The sequence below is a fragment of the Micromonospora sp. NPDC049645 genome (assembly GCF_040675155.1).
Lineage (GTDB): Bacteria > Actinomycetota > Actinomycetes > Mycobacteriales > Micromonosporaceae > Micromonospora.
Map to the genome: position 1 here is coordinate 50,650 of NZ_JBFAOI010000010.1, position 16,943 is coordinate 67,592.

13 protein-coding genes are annotated in these 16,943 nt (G+C 70.3%); 5 read left to right on the forward strand and 8 right to left on the reverse strand.

All coding sequences use genetic code 11. From position 1 onward, the window contains the following. Positions 1-296: 296 nt before the first annotated feature. The gene (locus AB0J33_RS22095) at positions 297-3,101 is read left to right on the forward strand and encodes a tetratricopeptide repeat protein (protein ID WP_363615896.1); all 2,805 of its coding nucleotides are present in this window, start codon (positions 297-299) and stop codon (positions 3,099-3,101) included. Positions 3,102-3,308: 207 nt separating this feature from the next. Here the strand turns inward: AB0J33_RS22095 and AB0J33_RS22100 are convergent, their stop codons facing one another. Together AB0J33_RS22100 and AB0J33_RS22105 are read right to left on the reverse strand one after the other, a co-directional pair. Next, positions 3,309-3,923, reverse strand: coding sequence for a lytic polysaccharide monooxygenase (locus AB0J33_RS22100; RefSeq protein WP_363615897.1), 615 nt, complete (start codon positions 3,921-3,923; stop codon positions 3,309-3,311). 226 nt (positions 3,924-4,149) lie between these two features. Then, on the reverse strand, positions 4,150-4,731 hold the full coding sequence (locus AB0J33_RS22105; protein ID WP_363615898.1) for a hypothetical protein: 582 nt from the start codon (positions 4,729-4,731) through the stop codon (positions 4,150-4,152). A gap of 442 nt (positions 4,732-5,173) precedes the next feature. On the opposite strand from AB0J33_RS22105, the gene AB0J33_RS22110 reads away from it, so the two are divergent. After that, entirely contained in the window at positions 5,174-6,415 is a 1,242-nt protein-coding gene (locus AB0J33_RS22110) for a PQQ-dependent sugar dehydrogenase (RefSeq protein WP_363615899.1), read from the forward strand. Positions 6,416-6,481: 66 nt separating this feature from the next. Here the strand turns inward: AB0J33_RS22110 and AB0J33_RS22115 are convergent, their stop codons facing one another. The 5 genes from AB0J33_RS22115 to AB0J33_RS22135 all read right to left on the reverse strand — a co-directional run bounded on the left by AB0J33_RS22115 (position 6,482) and on the right by AB0J33_RS22135 (position 12,759). Further along, the gene (locus AB0J33_RS22115; protein WP_363615900.1) at positions 6,482-8,377 is read right to left on the reverse strand and encodes a CocE/NonD family hydrolase; all 1,896 of its coding nucleotides are present in this window, start codon (positions 8,375-8,377) and stop codon (positions 6,482-6,484) included. Between the two features lie 144 nt (positions 8,378-8,521). Next, positions 8,522-9,100, reverse strand: coding sequence for a redoxin domain-containing protein (locus AB0J33_RS22120; protein WP_363615901.1), 579 nt, complete (start codon positions 9,098-9,100; stop codon positions 8,522-8,524). Beyond that, positions 9,097-9,531 carry a hypothetical protein gene (locus AB0J33_RS22125; RefSeq protein WP_363615902.1) on the reverse strand — a complete coding sequence of 145 codons (435 nt, stop codon included), beginning with the start codon at positions 9,529-9,531 and terminating at the stop codon, positions 9,097-9,099. Before AB0J33_RS22125 ends, AB0J33_RS22120 begins: the two co-directional genes overlap by 4 nt. An 85-nt stretch (positions 9,532-9,616) precedes the next feature. Next, positions 9,617-11,620, reverse strand: a complete 2,004-nt coding sequence (locus AB0J33_RS22130) for a M6 family metalloprotease domain-containing protein (protein WP_363615903.1) — start codon at positions 11,618-11,620, stop codon at positions 9,617-9,619. A gap of 221 nt (positions 11,621-11,841) precedes the next feature. Further along, positions 11,842-12,759, reverse strand: coding sequence for a dihydrodipicolinate synthase family protein (locus AB0J33_RS22135; protein WP_363615904.1), 918 nt, complete (start codon positions 12,757-12,759; stop codon positions 11,842-11,844). Between the two features lie 237 nt (positions 12,760-12,996). Here AB0J33_RS22135 and AB0J33_RS22140 point away from each other — a divergent pair, with 237 nt between their 5' ends. Next, positions 12,997-14,226 (forward strand): helix-turn-helix domain-containing protein, encoded by a 1,230-nt coding sequence (locus AB0J33_RS22140; protein WP_363615905.1) that lies wholly within the window; start codon positions 12,997-12,999, stop codon positions 14,224-14,226. On the opposite strand, the gene AB0J33_RS22145 is transcribed toward AB0J33_RS22140, so the two are convergent. Beyond that, positions 14,211-14,636 (reverse strand): NUDIX domain-containing protein, encoded by a 426-nt coding sequence (locus AB0J33_RS22145; protein ID WP_363615906.1) that lies wholly within the window; start codon positions 14,634-14,636, stop codon positions 14,211-14,213. The genes AB0J33_RS22140 and AB0J33_RS22145 overlap by 16 nt on opposite strands. Positions 14,637-14,748: 112 nt before the next feature. Here AB0J33_RS22145 and AB0J33_RS22150 point away from each other — a divergent pair, with 112 nt between their 5' ends. Then, complete coding sequence (locus tag AB0J33_RS22150; RefSeq protein ID WP_363615907.1) at positions 14,749-15,489, forward strand: hypothetical protein; 741 nt, start codon at positions 14,749-14,751, stop codon at positions 15,487-15,489. A 121-nt stretch (positions 15,490-15,610) separates the two neighbouring features. After that, positions 15,611-16,438 carry an SAM-dependent methyltransferase gene (locus AB0J33_RS22155; RefSeq protein ID WP_363615908.1) on the forward strand — a complete coding sequence of 276 codons (828 nt, stop codon included), beginning with the start codon at positions 15,611-15,613 and terminating at the stop codon, positions 16,436-16,438. Positions 16,439-16,943: the final 505 nt, after the last annotated feature.

Consider the following 16,943-nt stretch of genomic DNA (forward strand, 5'->3'; position numbering starts at 1 on the left):
CTGGTCGTGTCACGTCCGTGCGGATAGACGCCGTCGTAGCCGTCGACATCGGTGGTCACGACGGCGTCTCTGACCCTGCTGTCACTGTTCGGGGATCAGGTCCCCACCGCACCAGCCCGTCATGTCGGCCACGGACAAGTGGCGAGGACACGTGCGACCGCCGGCCCTGTCGGCGGAAACCGGGGCGTGGCAACAGTTGCGCTTCGGTAGTCTCGGACACAAGTCCGGACAGGACAGTGTCGTCCCGCCGGCTCTCGCGGGCGCTCACGCCCGCACGCCAAACACGGGGGCGGCACATGTCCGACGATGACGTCGCTATCGACATGACGGGCGTCGAACAGATGCTCCTGCAGTTGCGTCGACTCAAGCAGGAGTCCCGGCTGACCTACCGCGAGTTGGAGAGGCGTGCCGCCGCGGTCGGTGACGTCCTGCCGCGCAGCACCCTCGCGACTGCCCTGCGCGGGCCGGGTCTGCCCCGCCGCGAGGTCGTCGCCGCCTATCTGCGTGCCTGCCTCAATCCGACCGACGCCGAACGCTGGCTACGGGGGTTCGACCGCCACGTCGCCGCGAATGGTTACGGGCCACGGGCCGCGCGGCCCTCGGTCGCGACCGACGTCGCGGTCCAGGCGAGCCGGGAGGCGCCGGTGCTCTCGCCGGGCACGCGAACCGCGCCGCTCCCGAGGCAGCTTCCGACGGTGGCGCGACACTTCGTGGGTCGGCGGTCCGAACTGGCCCTGCTCGACAAGGCCCTGCTGGCCGAGGACTGCCGCGTCGTCGTCGTGTCGGGAATGGCGGGCGCCGGCAAGACGGTGCTCGCCGTGCGGTGGGCCCACGCCGCCGCATCGGCGTTCCCGGACGGTCAGGTGTTCGTCAACCTGCGGGGGTTCGGGCCGCAGCCGGCGCTGACGGTGATGGCGGCCCTCGTGCACCTGCTGACCAGCCTCGGCATTCCGGCCGACCAGGTGCCATCGGACGAGGAACAGGCGGCGGCGCTGTTCCGGTCGGTGACCGCTGACCTGCGGCTGCTCGTGGTGCTCGACGACGCCCGTGACGCCGACCAGGTGCGGCCGCTGCTGCCGGGTGGCCGACACGCGCGGGTGGTCGTCACCAGCAGGGACCGCCTGCTCGGACTGGTGGTGCGCGACGGGGCGGGCACCGTCGACGTCGACGTGCTGCCGGAGGCCGACGCGGTGGACCTGATCGGTCGGATCGCCGGCACCGAGGTGCTCGCGGCCGAGCCCGCCGCGGCCCGCGATCTGGCCCGGATCGTGGGCTACCTCCCGCTGGCGGTCCGCATCGCCGCCGCCGACCTACCGAGCGGCCTCGCCGACCCGGTCGCGACCCGAGCCCGCCAGTTGACCGCCGGCCGCCGCCTGAGCCACCTCGAAACGCGCGGCGACCCCGGCAGCGCGCTGGCCACCGCGTTCCATCACTCCCACGGCCGGCTCGAACCCGTGGCACAGCGGCTGTTCGCGCTGATCGGGCTGCTACCCATGACCGAGTTCGACAGGTCGGTGGCGGCGGCGCTGCTCGGCGTCCCGGTCGGCGCGGCCGAGCCGATCGTGCTGGGGCTGGCGGACGCACACCTGCTCACCGTCGTCGGCTGTCGCGTATTCGTGCACGACCTCGTGCACGAGTACGCGGCAGACCTGGTGATCCGAACGGTTCCCCGGGCCCAGCGCGAGGCCGCGTTGCGCCGCGCCTACGGCCACTACCTGAACCGGCTTCTCGCCGCTGGGCGGCTCCTCGCCCCGCAGCTGATCCAACTGGAGAACCCCGGCGGTGAGGTGTTCGGCGATCCTGGTGACGCGGTCGCCTGGCTCGACCAGGAGTACGAGCACCTACGGTCCGCTGCGCTCCTTGCCGCCGACCGGGGCGTGCCCGACATGGCATGGCGGCTGGCCGCCGCGCTGCGGATCCGGTTCATGTCCCATCGGGACATGGACGGGTGGTTCGTCGTCACCCGGTCCGGGCTCGCCGCCCTGCGCGCCCACCGCGTTCGAACCGGTAACGTCCCGCGGGTCCGGGCTTTGCTGCGCACGAGTCTCGCCCTGGCCCACCTGTTCCTCGGTGAGCCGGCCGAGGCGATGGCCAACGCTCGGTGGGGGGTGAGGTCCAGCCGGCAGGCCGGGTGGCTGCGGTGCGAAACGGGGGCCCAGTCGATCCTCGCCGTGCAGCACTCCCGCATCGGGCACGTCCGGGCCGCCGAGCGGCAACTGATGCACGTACGCAACCGGCAGCGGGCGGCCGGCGACAGGTCCGGGGCCGGGATCGCGCTCAACAACCTTGGCGCCGTGCGGATCCTGACCGGCCGGCTCGACCTGGCCGAAGCCGACCTGGAACGGGCACTGGCGCTGCAGATCGCCAACAACGCCCGCCGCGGCACGGCCTCGGTGTTGATCAATCTCGGCCATCTCGAACTCGAACGGGGCCGGCTCGGCTCGGCCGGGGAGCGGCTGACCGGGGCCATCGACCTCTACCAGCGGCTCGGTGATGTGGAGGGACAGGCCGCCGCGTCCGGGTACCTGGCGGTCGTGCGCCTCTTCCAGGGTGAGGCGACCATCGCCCGGCGGATGGCGGTGAGCGGTCTGCGGGCCCTGCGCGGCCTGACCGATCCGCACGCGCAGGCGTTGCTGCTGTGCGGTCTGGCCACCGTCCGCCGAGCGACGGGGCAGCACGGGCTGTCGATGACCTACCTGCACCGCGCCTTGCGGCTGTCGCTGGTGGCCACCTCGGCGCAGCCGTACGCGGAGGCGCTCATCGGCCTGGCCCACGGCCACCTGCGCCGCGGCGAACTCGACCTGGCCGGTGCACGGGCGACGCAGGCGCTGGAGCTGACCCGCGAGGCTGGTTATCAGGGCTTCGAGGGGATGGCTCTCGGCGTCCGGGCCGCGATCGCCGCCGCCGCCGGCGACCGGGCAGGCGCGGCGCGGCTGGCCCTGGAGTCGGCTGACATTCTGCGCGAGCGGGGGTTCGCCCTGGCCCTGGCCTACAGCCTGATCGTTCGTTGCGAAGCGACCGGCGACAACCGTGACGCCGAGGAGATCGAGACCCTCCTGGCCGAGGCCGCGCAGCGTTTCCGTTCCAGCGCAGCGTGGTGAGCGCGGCGCGGCGGGGGCAGCCGTGCGACGTGGCGTGGTCCGCATCGCCACCGGGTGACACCCCGGGTGGCGCAGCCGGTCGGCCAGTTGCCGCCGCGCGCCGGTGTTGTTCGGGCCCAGAGGTGGGGCACCTGCGGAACAGGGGTCCGGCCCAGGGCGCGCCAACGCCCTGGGCCGGAATGGTGTCACAGCTGCCGGTCTTACCGATCAGGTGACGTTGATGTCGCTGCACCACATGTAGGTCTGGTCCAGGTGCGACGCCCTCCAGAGCACGAACAGGATGTGGTTCCCGCTGCGGGACGGGAGCGAGACGTTGAACGAGATGTTCTGCGCCGGCGCGTACCGCCCGGTCGTCGTGATCAGGTCGAGGTTGCCCCACCCGAGCCGCTGGGTGGATGGGTTGAACCCCTGCTTGGTGACGTAGACCTGGAAGTAGTCAGCGCCGTGGCTGGCCTGGTCGTACAGCTGGACCGTGAGGTTGCGGCTGACGGTGGTCGTCTTCCACGCCCCGGGCTGGTTCACGCTGTCGTTCCTGGACAGGGCGTTGCTGCACAGCTGCCCGTCCGGGGTCCGAGCCTGGTACTGGCCGGCGAGGCCGTCACGCAGCTGGCTCATCCAGTTCCACATGGTGTCGGGGTTGGCCTGGAACGCCTGCCAACACATGGGGTCCTGCTGCTGCATGGCCGGGTTCATGTGCTGGTTGCCCCAGGTCTTCCAGCACTGATAGGCGCGACTCATCGGGTTGATGATGGTGCCGTGCGCCTGGGCTGCCCCGGTGAAGGGCAGCGTGCCGACCACCATGGCGAACAGCAGAACGATCACTCGGAGGGACCGACGGACGGTTGACCGGGATCGTCCGCCGGATTGATCGGACGTGTGTGAACGCACTGTTCATCCTCCGCTCTTCGGTACTAAGGATCAGTATGGGAACGCTCCCAAACCAACTGTTACATCTATGAACGTAAATATCAATGCTGATCTACTTATAGTCGGATGTGGATGCGTAGGCTCGAATCCCCGGGCCGGGTGGGTACGCCCCCCGCACGGCTCAAAGCCCGGCCGCGGCGTCGTACCGGCGGCGCTGGTCGGCCATTTCGGACTCGGACAGCGCCTCCTTGAGCGCCAACTCCGCGTACTTGGCCGGGAACATCTGCCGCAGCCGGTCGACGTACCTGACGTCGGCGGTCGCCTCGACCACCTGGATGCCCGGAGGATCGGTCGACATGTCCATGATCAGCGGGCCGACCAGCTTGACCGCCACGTCCCAGGGGCGCTTCTGTTCGGCGACCCCGCAGAAGTGGTAGCCGTAGACCGTCCGCACCTCGGCGAGCGTGGTGACCTCGGCCGGCTCGTACCCGTAGACGTGGACCCCGCAGATCACCGCCGGTTTCTGCTGCTGGGTGCCCGCCTGCTGGACACCGCGTCCGGCGTGGTTGTGCTCCCCCGGGTCCGCCTTCTCGAGCGTGGTACGCATCCGGCTGATGATCTGCCCTCGCAGATCCTCCGGCTCGGCCTTCGGGCCAACCCGGTTGACCAGTACGGTCGTGCCGACCGCCACCGCCAACAGGATCACCGCCACCCACACGAAGCGGTTTCGGTACCAACCCGCGAAACTCCTTCGGGAAATCATGATTGCTTCTCACCTCGTCGCCGGTTCTGGCGCTGGCAGACCGAATCGGACGCCCCGGCGTGTCAGACGTCGAGCGCGTCGGCCGTCGGGGACACGCGCCGGGGATGACGTACGGCGGGCGGGGATGCCTGGCCGGCAACGAGCCCGTCGTGGTGGAACTGGCCCGGCGATGCGGCATGCAAGCGTCTGCCAAAGCGGCACGCTCTCGGCACTGCCATTGCTCCCGTGCTGGCCGTTCTCAGCGCGTTTGCCCCCGCGCTGCGGCGATGTAGGCCATTCCAACATGGTTGGAACCATTCTGGCAACATCGACGGCTCTCAACATGGATGGATGTGATTCGACCACCCTCCGCCGCCGCCGGGGTTTGCCATCGGCATGAGTCGATGTACGGTGGGAACGCTCCCAGACCGCGTCCACCACCCCCTTACCCGAGGAGCTGAACATGTCGCGACGGCGTCGTCGCCCCGGCACCATGCTGGCCGGACTGCTCGTTCTGGCCCTTTCCGCGTCCCTGTTGCCACCGGCATCGGCGGCCAGCACCGCCATGGCCGCAACTCCGCACACCCGCGCGGCGCCACTCGCCGAGCTGACCGTGGTATCCGAACAGGTGGCCTACGGTCTGCAACGCCCGATCGCGATCACCGGGCTACCCGACGGCCGGATGCTGATCGCGGAGAAGAACGGCACCGTCCGCGCCTACCACCCCGCCACCGGCCTGGCGGCCGAGCCGGTGCTCGACCTGACCGCCCGGATCGACACGTCGGACAACGAGCGCGGTCTCCTCGGGATCACGCCGGCGCCGAACTTCGCCCGGACCGGGATGCTCTACGTGGCCTACACGAGCCTCCCGGCCGGTGCGTTGACCCTGGCACGAGTGCCCATCGGCGCTCCCGGGCGGTTGCAGGTGCTCCTCACCCAGGAGCACGCGGAGTACGGCAACCACAACGGCGGACAGGTGGCGTTCGGCCGTGACGGCTACCTCTACTGGTCCCTCGGCGACGGCGGCTACGCGAACGACCCGTTCAAGAGCGGCCAGAACCTCGGCACCCTGCTCGGCAAGATCGTGCGGATCGACGTCAACCGCAGCTGCGGGGGGAAGCCCTACTGCGTGCCCTACGACAACCCGTTCGTCCGCACCGCGGGCGCGCGGCCGGAGATCTGGGTGTACGGGCTGCGCAACCCGTGGAAGTTCTCCATCGACCCGGTCGACAACTCGCTCTGGATCGGTGACGTCGGCCAGGGTCTGATCGAGGAGATCAACCACATCCGCCCGTCCCAGCGGGGCGCGAACCTCGGCTGGTCCTGCAAGGAGGGCACGCCGGTCTTCGACCAGACGCAGTGCCGGCCGGGCGCGCGGCTCACCGACCCGGTCGTCGAGTACGACCACTACATGACGGAGAACTGCTCCATCATCGGCGGCCTGGTGTACCGGGGGTCCGTCACCCCGGACGCGCGGGGGACCTACATCGCGAGCGACTACTGCTCGACCCGGGCGTTCGCCGTGCGTCCCACGTCCACCGGCGGCTACGAGTCCGCTGAGATCGGCACCTTCCCCACCCAGCCCACGGCGTTCGGCGCCGACGTGAACGGTGAGCTGTACGTGCTCAGCGACCTCCCGGGCTGGCTGAGCAAGGTGCGGTTCGAGCGCGTCCCGCCAGCCTCCAGCGGCGCGGCGAACCGCTGAACCTCGGAGCCATCCGCAACACCGGTGGGGACGGCCGCTTCCGGGCGGCCGTCCCCGATCGGTTGGTCAGAGGCCGGCGGCGTGCGCGGCGGCGGTGCCGCCCACCACCGGCAGGACGATGTTGCTGCTCTTCAGAGCGACCTGCAGGTTCGCGGCGGTGGTGTCCGCCTGGCTGGAATACTGCGGGTAGCTGGCCACGATGATCACACCGACCCGGTGGCCGGGCTTGAAGACGTAGTCCTCCGGCAACAGCGGGAAGCTGAAGTTGTACGACTCCCCCGGCACCAGCGGCACCGCGACGCGGACCGACTGCCGGTTCTGGGCATCCATGATGCCCTTGGTAACCAGCTCGTAGTCCGCCGTGGCCACTCGCTTGGCCGTCTGCTTGTAGCAACCGTCGTCCGTCGGGCTGCTCTCGCCCCAGCAGTCCTGCGTGGTCAGGGTGATGATTCCCTCGCCGGAGGCCCGGTGCGCGACCCGCTCGTCGGTGCCGTAGTCGACCAGGATCGCCCCGAGGTTGGTGTCGGTCTGGTCGGCGGAGGCCCGCAGTTGCACGGTCGGGGCCCCCGAGATGTGCAACGGCGCGGAGAGTGGCGCGGAGAGGAAGGCCAGCCGGTTGGGCTGCACCACGTCCGGGTCGAGGATCATCGTGTTCTGGCTCTGCGTCCGGCTGTCCTGGAACGCCCCGGTCACCGGCTTCGTGGTGGGCACCAGCCCGAGACCGCCCGCACCGGTGGTGCCGGGCTGGAGGAACACCTCGGTGTCGGCCTTGCCGGGGATCGGCCAGTCGGCGTGGGTCTCCCACACGTCGGCGGACCGCTCAAGGTCCACCCGCGGCTCGTCCATGATGCCGTTGGCGACGCCCTGCAGCCAGAAGTCGAACCACCGGTGCAGCGTCGACACCCACACCGCCCGACGTGAGTCGAACGGGTCGACGTGACCCTCCTGCGACAACCACAGCTTGCGCGGCACGTTGTTCTCGGCCAGGGCGTACCAGAACTTGCTGAAGTGGTCCGGCCGGACGTTGTCGTCGTTGAGGCCGTGGTAGAGCAGCACGCTGGCGGTGACGTTGGGGACCTTCTTGACGTAGCTGCGCTCGTTCCAGAAGGACGTGTAGTCGCCGTGCTCGTCGCCGTCGGCGGCGCCGATCGCGTCGCGCACCGGCTTGCAGTAGTCCCGGCGTTCGGGGTTGGTGACCGTGTTGGCCAGCGACGACACGTAGCTGTTGCCCCGGGTGACGACGCCGTTGCTGCGCACGTAGTCGTAGTACTCGGTCGGTCCGCTGATGGGCACGACCGTGGTCAGGCCCTTCACGCCGGTCACCGCCGTGGCCATCGCCAGCGAGCCGTCGTACGACTTGCCGATCATTCCGGTCTTGCCGTTGTGCCAGTCCGCCTTGACGACCTCGCCGGCGGCGTTACGGGCGGTGGCCCGGCCGTTGAGCCAGTTGATGGCCTGCTTGGCGCTCAGATTGTCCTGATTGGCGTTGGTGGTCGGGCAGCCGGTGGAGTTGTTGGTGCCGACCATGTCCAGCAGGATGACCGCGTAGCCGCGCGGAACGAAGTAGTTGTCGTAGAACAGCGGCCACTTGTCCAGCAGCCCGTCGCCGTCGAGGTCCGCCTTGCACTCGGACTCGTTGCCCCGGCAGACCGTCGAGTAGTAGGGGCTGGCGTCCATCACCACCGGGGCCTTGAAACCCTGGGCGGTGGCCGCCGGCCGCATCAGGTCGAACGCGATGATGTCGCGCAGACCGTCGTTGTCACTGTCGAAGGTCGAGTCGATGAAGAGGCGTTCCCGGATGGCGTCGGCGTAGCCGAACACCGGCTGGGTGACACCGTCCTGGACGACGATCGACGGCGGGCCGTCCGCCGCCTGCGCCTGCGGCGCCGCGCCGAGGGCGGCGAGCATTGCCGCGGACAGTACGGCCACGCCTGTGCGCCAGCGCGTTCCCACTGTAGCCATGCACTCTCCTTGATATGTCCGAGGCTGCGTACGCTACGAGCCGGTGGCCGCTGCCACCACCTGCACGTGTAGGAAGTTCGCCGGGTGTGGTTCGACGGGTGCGACCCTCGCCCGACGCCGTGTCGAGGTGCCGGGGCGGCGGTGTTACGGCTGGCCGGCCAGCACCAACTCCCGCAGCCGCTGGTCGAGCGTCGGGGCGTCCAGGCCACCCGGCCAGCCGCGCAGCAGTGCGCCGCCCTTGGCCACCAGCACGACGGCCGGCGGTTCCCGCACGGCGTACGAACGCCAGACCGTCTGCTGGTCGTCCAGGACGACCGGATACTCCACCCGGTGCGCGCGGAGGTAGTCCTGGACCTCGTCGGCCTGGTCCGTGCCGGCCACGCCGACGAAGACCACCCGGTCGCGGTAGCTGCGGGCAAGCTCGCCGAGGGCGGCCTGGCGGTCGGCGCAGGTGGTGCACCAGGAGCTGAAGAAGAGGAGCACGACGGGACGCTGCGCCCACAGCTCGGCGGCGTCGAACGGTGTGCCGTCGGTGAGCGCGCCGGTGAACGCCGGGGCGGCCGGGGCGGTGCCGGGTGCCGGGCGCAGCGCCAGGTCGGCGGGGACCGGCCCGGGCAGTGTCGCCGCCCCTCCGGCAGGTGCCGGCGCGGGCGCGGGCTCGGGCGTGCTGCATCCGCCCAGCAGCGCCGCCGCCAGCAACAGCGGCAGGAGTGCCCGCCTCATGACGGGACCACCGCCACCAGCGCCGGGCCCTCGCTGCTGTCCGGCGTCAGGTCGAGCGCCGGCCGACCGTCCACCTCCAGCCGATAGGAGGCCCGCTGTGGCACGTCCACACCGACGGCGAACTCGCAGTAGGTGGGCAGCCGCTCGACCCCGAGGTCCTCGGCGAAGGCGGCCACCGCGGTCCCCGCCGGCAGCTGTCCACTGGCCAGCGCCGCCCCGTCCGGGTCGAGCACGCGGAACGGCGCCCGGTTGTGGAAGTGCTGGTACGGGCCGGTGCCGGCGCAGTCCACGCCCGCGGCCCGGATGTTGATGTCGCGGACCAGGACCCGGACGGTCGTCGGGGAGACCGCCTCCCGGGTGGCGCCGACGGCGCCGCAGCCGGTCGCGCCGGCCAGCAGCAGGGGCAGCAGCGTCATGATGCTTCGCCGCACGTCGTCCTCCTCTCGCCGGCCTGTCGGTCCGCGGCGGTAGGCACCACCGCGGACCGACAGGAACGGGGTCAACCTCGGGCGTCGGTCAGGACTTCTCGACCCGGCACTGCTTGGTCACCGTCTTCGTCGGGTCGCTCTCCGAGGTCGCGGTGAGCTTGACGAAACCGGTGTTCGCGGCGGCGGCGGTGGCACCCACCGACACCGTGACCGTGGTGGCCTTGCCGAACTGGGCGGTGGCGAGCTGGTTGGGCAGCCAGGTCCGCCAGCCCTTGCCGGCCACCTCCGCCGACAGGCGGTAGACGTCCGACTTCAGGTACGCGCTGACGTTCTCCGGGTGCTGCTGCCCGCCGGCCGAGTACGAACCGGTGTTGGTCAGCTCGAACGAGCAGGTCACCCCGCGGTTGGTCGGCTTGCCGCCGCCGGTCACCTCGCCCTTGCCCAGCAGCACGCCGTGACTGCTCGGCCCGCCGGTGCCGTCCAGCGAACGCACCGCCACGGTGTAGGACAGCGAACCGGCGGAGTCCCGCTTGAGGTCGATGATGTAGAAGTGCAGCCGGTTGGCCTCGTCGACGTACTCGTACTGGCTGCCGGTGTCCGCGCCGGCGTGGAACAGCGCGTCGGAGAGCTGCCGGTAGTCACCCATGGTGATCTTCTGCGGGGTGCCGTCCGGCCGGTAGAAGTCGATCATGTCGATGTCCTGCGGGTTGGCGTCCACGACCCACTGGAACGGCGCGCTGTCGGCGTTCTTGGTCTTGCTCAGCAGCACGCCGCTGTCCGGGGTGAAGGAGTCCGCGCCCATCCGGTCGACGACCTCGACGGTGTAGTTGTTGTAGTTGCCGCCGTCGCACAGCGGGTCGGTGCTGACCCCGCACGTCGGCGACAGGTCCTTGTTCAGCGCGATGTTCACACCGGTCAGGCCCTTCGGGCCGGCGTCGACCGCCCGGGCCGTGACCTGCGCGACGACCAGGCCCGAGGAGGCCAGCGACTCCCGCGACAGCCGCAGCACGTGTTCCTCACCGAGCAGACCGATCTTGAGCTTGTCCCGCACGGTGTGCAGCGAACCCATCGAGCCGCCGTTGGTCGGTGGGATCTGCCAGCGGGTGTGCGGGCCGCCCGGGCCGTTGAACGACCCGCGCGACATCATGCTCCAGATCCCGGTGTACGCCCTGCGCAGCGGCTCGCCGTACGGGTTGTTGTAGTTGTCGCCGATGCCCAGCAGGTGGGTCAACTCGTGGGCGTAGACGCCCATGCCGGAACTCTCGCCCTGCGTCGAGGAGCCGCCGCCGGCGTTCGGCCACAGCGTCGCCGCGGCCTTCCACGAGGTCCAGTCCACGTACCGGGTCTTCGCCCAGTTCGGCAGGGCGGGGTCGGGCGGGCCCCAGGCGTCCGGCACGTCCTCCTTGTTCTGGAAGATCATCTGCCCGAACTCCTGCCAGGTCGACGACTCGTCCTGCCCGGCGCTGAGGATGAACACCAGCTCGTACTGGTTGGCGACCTCCTCGCCGACGGCCGCCCGCCAGGCGCCCAGACCGTCGGTGCGGATGTTCTTGCCGCACACGTCCCCGCTCGGACAGGCGCCCGGGTTGAACCCGTTGTCCAGCCCGTACTGGTACGACTTGGCCGGCATCTGGTACGGCCCGAACCCGGTGAGGTCGACACCGTAGCGGCCGTTGGAGTCCTGCATCCAGTACTCGTGCAGGGTGTGGCCCTTGTTGAGCGTGTTCGGGGTGTTCAGGAAGTCCTGATAGAACTTCGGCACGTCCGCCCGGGGAATGTTGGTCGCGACGGACTGGGGGTTGCCGAAGACCGTCGAGCGGGCCCGCTGGGAGACGGCGAACGTCTCGTCAGGATAGTCCAGCGCCACCAGGGCGATCTTGAAGTTGCGGACCGAACCCGACACGCTCGGGTCGGCCCAGTTCTTTCCGGGCACGGCCTTGAAGTCGTTCCAGGTCATCGTGTCCGGGTTCTGCCAGGCCTGCGGATCGAGGACCTGGAACGGCGCGGTACCGCCGGCCGGGTTGGCCGGGGCCGCGGCGGCCTGCGCCGCCCCGGTCGCCACGAGCGTGGTCACCACGGCTGCGGCCAGCACGGCCCGCCTCAGCCGGGTTCGGTGGGGGGTAGCACGGTGCACGGAACCACCTCTCGTCGGAGGAAAACGCGGCGCCGGCGTCCCGGTGGGGGTAACGCGGAACACCTGTCAGCAGGCCGCGCAGCGAATCTAGGAGGGTCGGCCGGTGCCGGTCACCGTGCAGATGTCGGCAGGTGGGCCGGCGACTTCCGACACCTGAAGGACCGGCGCCCACCGGCGGATCAGCCAGGGCCGGCTCCGGAAGCCGGTTCGGCCGTCGCCGCCAGGGCCCGCAGCACGTCCCGGCGCACCCGGTCGACGGCGGGCCCGGGCAGTGGTCCGCGCGGTGGGCGGCACCGCCCGCCGAACCGCCCGGCGCACTCCATGGCGAGCTTCACGGCCTGCACGGCTTCCGGGCGGGAGGCCCAGCCGAGAATCGGATGCAGCTCGGCGTAGAGCGGCAGCGCCCGGCCCAGATCGCGGGCGACGCACAACTCGTACAGGCGCACCGCCTGGCGGGGAAGCGCGTTGGGCAGGGTGGCGACCCATCCGGCAGCGCCGCACAGCACCAGTTCGAGCACCACGTCGTCGGCGCCGACCAGCACATCGACGTGCGGGCAGAGATCCCGCAGCCGATGCAACCTGCGGACGTCGCCGGTGACCTCCTTGACCGCGACGATCCCGTCGATCTCGGCGACGGTCGCCAGCAGATCCGGGGTGAGGTCCAACCGGGTGTCGTACGGGTCGTTGTGCGCGACCACCGGCAGGCCGACCGCCGCCACCTCCCGGTAGTGGGCGACCACGTCCGCGGCTCGGGCGGCGGGTCCGTCGGGTGGCCGCGCGAGCACGCCGTGGGCGCCGGCCTCGGCCGCCTGTTGCGCCCAGCGGCTGGCCTGCCTGCTGCCGTAGCCACCGACGCCGGGCACCACCGCGCAGCCGGGCGGCGCGGCCTGCACCGTCGCCGTCACCACGGCGGCCCGCTCGTCGTCGGAGAGGGCCCGGTACTCCCCCACCGACGCGCACGGGGCAACCCCGTGGCACCCCTCGGCGGCGAGCCAACGGACGTGTTCCTGGAGCTTGTCGAAGTCGACCGACAGGTCGGCGCGAAACGGAGTGGTGACGGCGACCAGCACACCCCGCCAGGGCCTACCAGTTCCCACTCGGAAACCCCCTCCCCGGCGGCACCGTCTGTCCTTCCACCCACACCGTGCGCAGCGGCGTCGGTGCGGTTCGTACCGGAACCCTAGGAACGTCTGTCGTCCCGGTCTTCGGACAGATGCCGGAACAGACGCGTCGTCGCCCGTCTTTTTGTCGTGACTTCGACAGTGGACCTTGCGCGATGCCCCACCCGCACCGGAGGGTAAGGACTGGCGGTCGCGCGCAAGCATTGGAGTTACATGCACGGTGAGCTCCAGCGAATCGTCGACGCCGTCGCCGCCCGGGTGGGGCGACCCGCTCTCATCGAGGACCGGCGACAGCGGGTGGTCGCCTACAGCGAGCACGACGGCCCGATGGACGACGTCCGCCGGTCGTCGATCCTGCGCCGGCAGACGACGCCGGAGGTGATCGCCTGGTTCCGGGGCATGGGCGTGCTCACGGCGCACGAGCCGGTCCGCACCCCGGCGTGCCCCGAGCTGGATCTGCTGGCGCGGGTCTGCGTGCCGATCCGGCACGACGACCTGCTGCTCGGGTTCGTCTGGTTCATCGACGCCGACGGCTCGATGACCGACGCCGACATCGCCACCGCGACCGGTCCCTTCACCGACCTGTCGCTGGCACTGTACCGGGAGAACCTGCTCGGTGAGCTCGCCTCACAGCGGGAGACCGAGGCGACCCGCACCCTGCTGGTGGAGAGCCGGCAGGCGCGCGAGCACGCGGCGCGGGCGCTGCTGGAGGAGGGCGTGGTGGCCGCCGACGGGTCGACCTTCGCGCTCGTCGCCCAGCTCGTGCCGGCCGGCGGGCGGCAACCCGACGAGGTGGCCCGGATCGCCCTGGAACAGGCCCTGGTCACCACCCGCCGCTGGATCGGCGTGCGGGAGACGCTGCACCTTGTCTGGCACGATCACGGGGTGCTGCTGGTCTGCGGCGACCGGGTCGCCGGCCGCCCCTCGCCGGAGGCCTCCGCCGGGCACCTCGACGAGGCGTTGAGCACCGCGACCCGGGGCCTGGCCTCGGTGGACCGGACCGTGACCGGGATCGGCCAGCCCCGCGCCGGGCTGTCCAGCGCGGTCGAGTCATACCAGGAGGCCGCGCAGGCCGCCCGGGTCGGCACGCAACTGCCCGCGCTGGGCCGGGTGGTCTCCTGGGCCGGCCTGGGCATCTACCGGGTGCTGTCCCAGCTCGACAGCCAGCACCTCGACGTCGCGGGCGTGCATCCCGGGCTGGAGCGGCTGCTGCGTGACGACGCCCACCAGGTGCTGCTGGAGACCCTGGAGGCCTACCTCGACCTCGCGGGTAACGCGCACGCCACCGCCGAGAAGCTGCGACTGCACCGGACCACCCTCTACTACCGGCTGCAACGGGTGGAACAGCTCGCCGGGACCGACCTCAAGGACGGCAACGAACGGCTGTGCCTGCACCTGGCCATGAAGCTCGGGCGGCTCAGCGGCCATTACCGCACGGGGTGACGCCGCCGGTCGGGCTCGGGTGGAGAACGAAGAAGGGCCGGCAGGGCGTCGAACACGAGGGGAAGGCCGCCCAGTTCGCTGATCTCGACCCAGGCGATGTCGTCGTGCTCCTCGGGTGCACGGTTGGTGGGAGAGCCGACCCAGTCCGCGATGTGCCAGACGCTCACGTGGACGGCGTCCTCGCCGCCGCCGGCACGCAGGTCACCCAGCCGTGACGAGGACTCCGCCACGATGTGAACCCCCAGCTCCTCGTGCATCTCACGCGCGAGGGCCGGTAGCTCGGACTCACCCGCTTCGACGTGCCCTCCGGGCAGGTCCCAGAGATCCGGGTACGCCCGGCGGGCCGGGCTGCGGTGTACCAGCAGGACCGCGCCGTTCTTCACGAGTGCGCCGCAGACGACGACATGCATGACGGGAGTAGAGCACAGGGATGGGACAAGCTCGCTCCACCTCCGGCGGCGGACGCCTCGTCGCCGTCAAACAACGCGAAGGAAGCCGGGATCGAGGCGCTAGGGTGGCGCGGTGTTCTGCGTCGCCAAGCGTGACTCGATCCGGGAGCAGTTGCTCGCCTTAGCCGAGGGTGACCCCAGTGTCGTCGGGGCCGCCATCACCGGATCGCACGCCGTCGACCAGGGCGACCGATGGTCAGACATCGACGTGGTGTTCGGTATCGAAGGTTCGCTGGATTCGGCGATGCACCGCTGGACCGAACTGCTCTACCGTGACTTCGCCGCCGTGCATCACTGGGACCTGCCGTCCGGCTCGGCGGTGTACCGGGTGTTCCTGCTTCCCGACATGCTCGAAGTGGACATCGGGTTCGCTCCGGCTGCGAGTTTCGGGCCGGACGGCCCGGCGTGGCGTACCGTCTTCGGGCATCCCGTACCGCCGACGCAGGACGATCCGTCCCCTTCTCGGCGGACCCTGGTCGGGCTGGGCTGGCACCATGCCCTGCACGCGTGGATATGCATCCAACGACACCGCTGGTGGCAGGCAGAGCAGTGGATCGGCGCCCTACGGGGCCAGGTTCTCGCCTTGGCCTGCTTACGCCTCGGTCATCCCACCAGCTACGCGAAGGGCGCCCACCTGCTTCCCGCGGAGGTGACCGCGCCGCTGAACGCCACCCTGGTCCGTGCGCTCGACGAAGTCGAGCTCACCCGCGCTCTCTACGCGACGATGGCTGCGCTGATCGCGGAACTCGCGCTCGCCGATGCGGCTCTCTCGGCCCGGCTCGCCTCCATCTTCAGCGACCTGCACGTCGGGTAGGCCGTTGGGAGCGGTACCAGCGGGGCAAAAATCCACCCTCCCGATCGTTACACTCGCCGCAACGCCGGGCACCGCCCGCAGACCTCAGCCTGCGCCGAACCCCCTTCGAATGGAGACGCCTGTGACCCGCGACAAGGCGGCACCCCCCGGCATCGACCCCAGCATTCCCAGCGTGGCCCGGGTCTATGACTTCTTCCTGGGCGGCAAGGACAACTTCGAGGTCGACCGCAAGGTCGCCGAGCACGCCCTGCGGATCACACCGGATGGGCCGGCAGCGGGCCAGGCGAACCGGGCGTTCCTGCGTCGGGTGATTCGCTTCCTCGTCAGCGAGGCGGGCATCGACCAGTTCCTCGACATCGGGTCGGGGCTGCCCACCCAGGGCAACGTGCACGAGGTCGCCACCGAGCAGAACCCGAAGGCCCAGGTTGTCTATGTGGACAACGACCCCATCGTCCTGACGCACGGGCGGGCCCTGCTCGCCGCGGAGGGCACCGCGACGGTGATCCAGGCAGACATTCGGGAGCCGCAGGAAATCCTCAACCATCCGGACGTACGTCGGTTCCTCGACTTCGACCGCCCGATCGGGTTGCTGCTCTTCGCGATCCTGCATCACCTCGCTGACGACGAGGATCCACAGGCGGTGGTGGCCGCGTTGATCGACGAACTGCCCTCCGGCAGCTATGTCGCGATCTCGCACTTCCGCGACCCGGGCGAGCGAGACCCCGAGGGCTCCCGCAAGGCCCGCGAGGTCGAGCGGATCTTCAACGAGTCGCTGGGCACCGGCCGCTGGCGTACCGACGAGGAGATCCTCTCGTTCGCCGAAGGGCTGACAGTGCTGGAGCCGGGGCTGGTTCCGCTGGCCGAGTGGCGCCCCGAGGCTGACGCGCCGGCTGCGGCGCAGACCGACACCTATCACACGTTCGTCGGGCTCCTCGCCCGCAAACCGTAAGCTCTCCAAGGATATTTGCTCGCCGACACGTCGCTGCCTGATCTGTGTCGATAATTCGGGGAACCGTGGTACGGCGATACGCCGACGGACACGTCTATGCGGGATATACGCCTGCATCGCGACGACGGCCGCGAGTCGCATCCGGACCCGCGAGCGGATTCGCTGGCACTCCTACCTGCACCTGTTCGACGTCGACGGCCGCCACCGCCGGAACCGTGCGAAAGGTTGCACAGCACCTGATCTTCGGGCGCTCACCGCCTCAGTCGCCCGGTGTGATCCCCTCCGCTACCGGGCTCGTTACTGCCCATCATCGAGCAATTCCCGCGTCAGGCGCAGTCCGCACGAATTGTTGCCTCACGGCCGGCCGTCCCAACCCCATGGATCGGTAGCCGGATGGGTCCGGTGAGACCGGGAGGCGTGGCGCCATGGGCGCAGCGTACGACTGGCCAAAGCACCCGCAGATCAGATTAGGACCGAATTGTCAATCACGATTGGGTAAGACCAC

What these genes read in the sequence shown, in the direction of transcription:
- AB0J33_RS22095 (WP_363615896.1), top strand. Translation starts at nt 297, where the DNA reads ATGTCCGACGATGACGTCGCTATCGACATGACGGGCGTCGAACAGATG.
- AB0J33_RS22105 (WP_363615898.1), bottom strand. Translation starts at nt 4,731, where the DNA reads ATGATTTCCCGAAGGAGTTTCGCGGGTTGGTACCGAAACCGCTTCGTG.
- AB0J33_RS22110 (WP_363615899.1), top strand. Translation starts at nt 5,174, where the DNA reads ATGTCGCGACGGCGTCGTCGCCCCGGCACCATGCTGGCCGGACTGCTC.
- AB0J33_RS22115 (WP_363615900.1), bottom strand. Translation starts at nt 8,377, where the DNA reads ATGGCTACAGTGGGAACGCGCTGGCGCACAGGCGTGGCCGTACTGTCC.
- AB0J33_RS22120 (WP_363615901.1), bottom strand. Translation starts at nt 9,100, where the DNA reads ATGAGGCGGGCACTCCTGCCGCTGTTGCTGGCGGCGGCGCTGCTGGGC.
- AB0J33_RS22140 (WP_363615905.1), top strand. Translation starts at nt 12,997, where the DNA reads ATGCACGGTGAGCTCCAGCGAATCGTCGACGCCGTCGCCGCCCGGGTG.
- AB0J33_RS22145 (WP_363615906.1), bottom strand. Translation starts at nt 14,636, where the DNA reads ATGCATGTCGTCGTCTGCGGCGCACTCGTGAAGAACGGCGCGGTCCTG.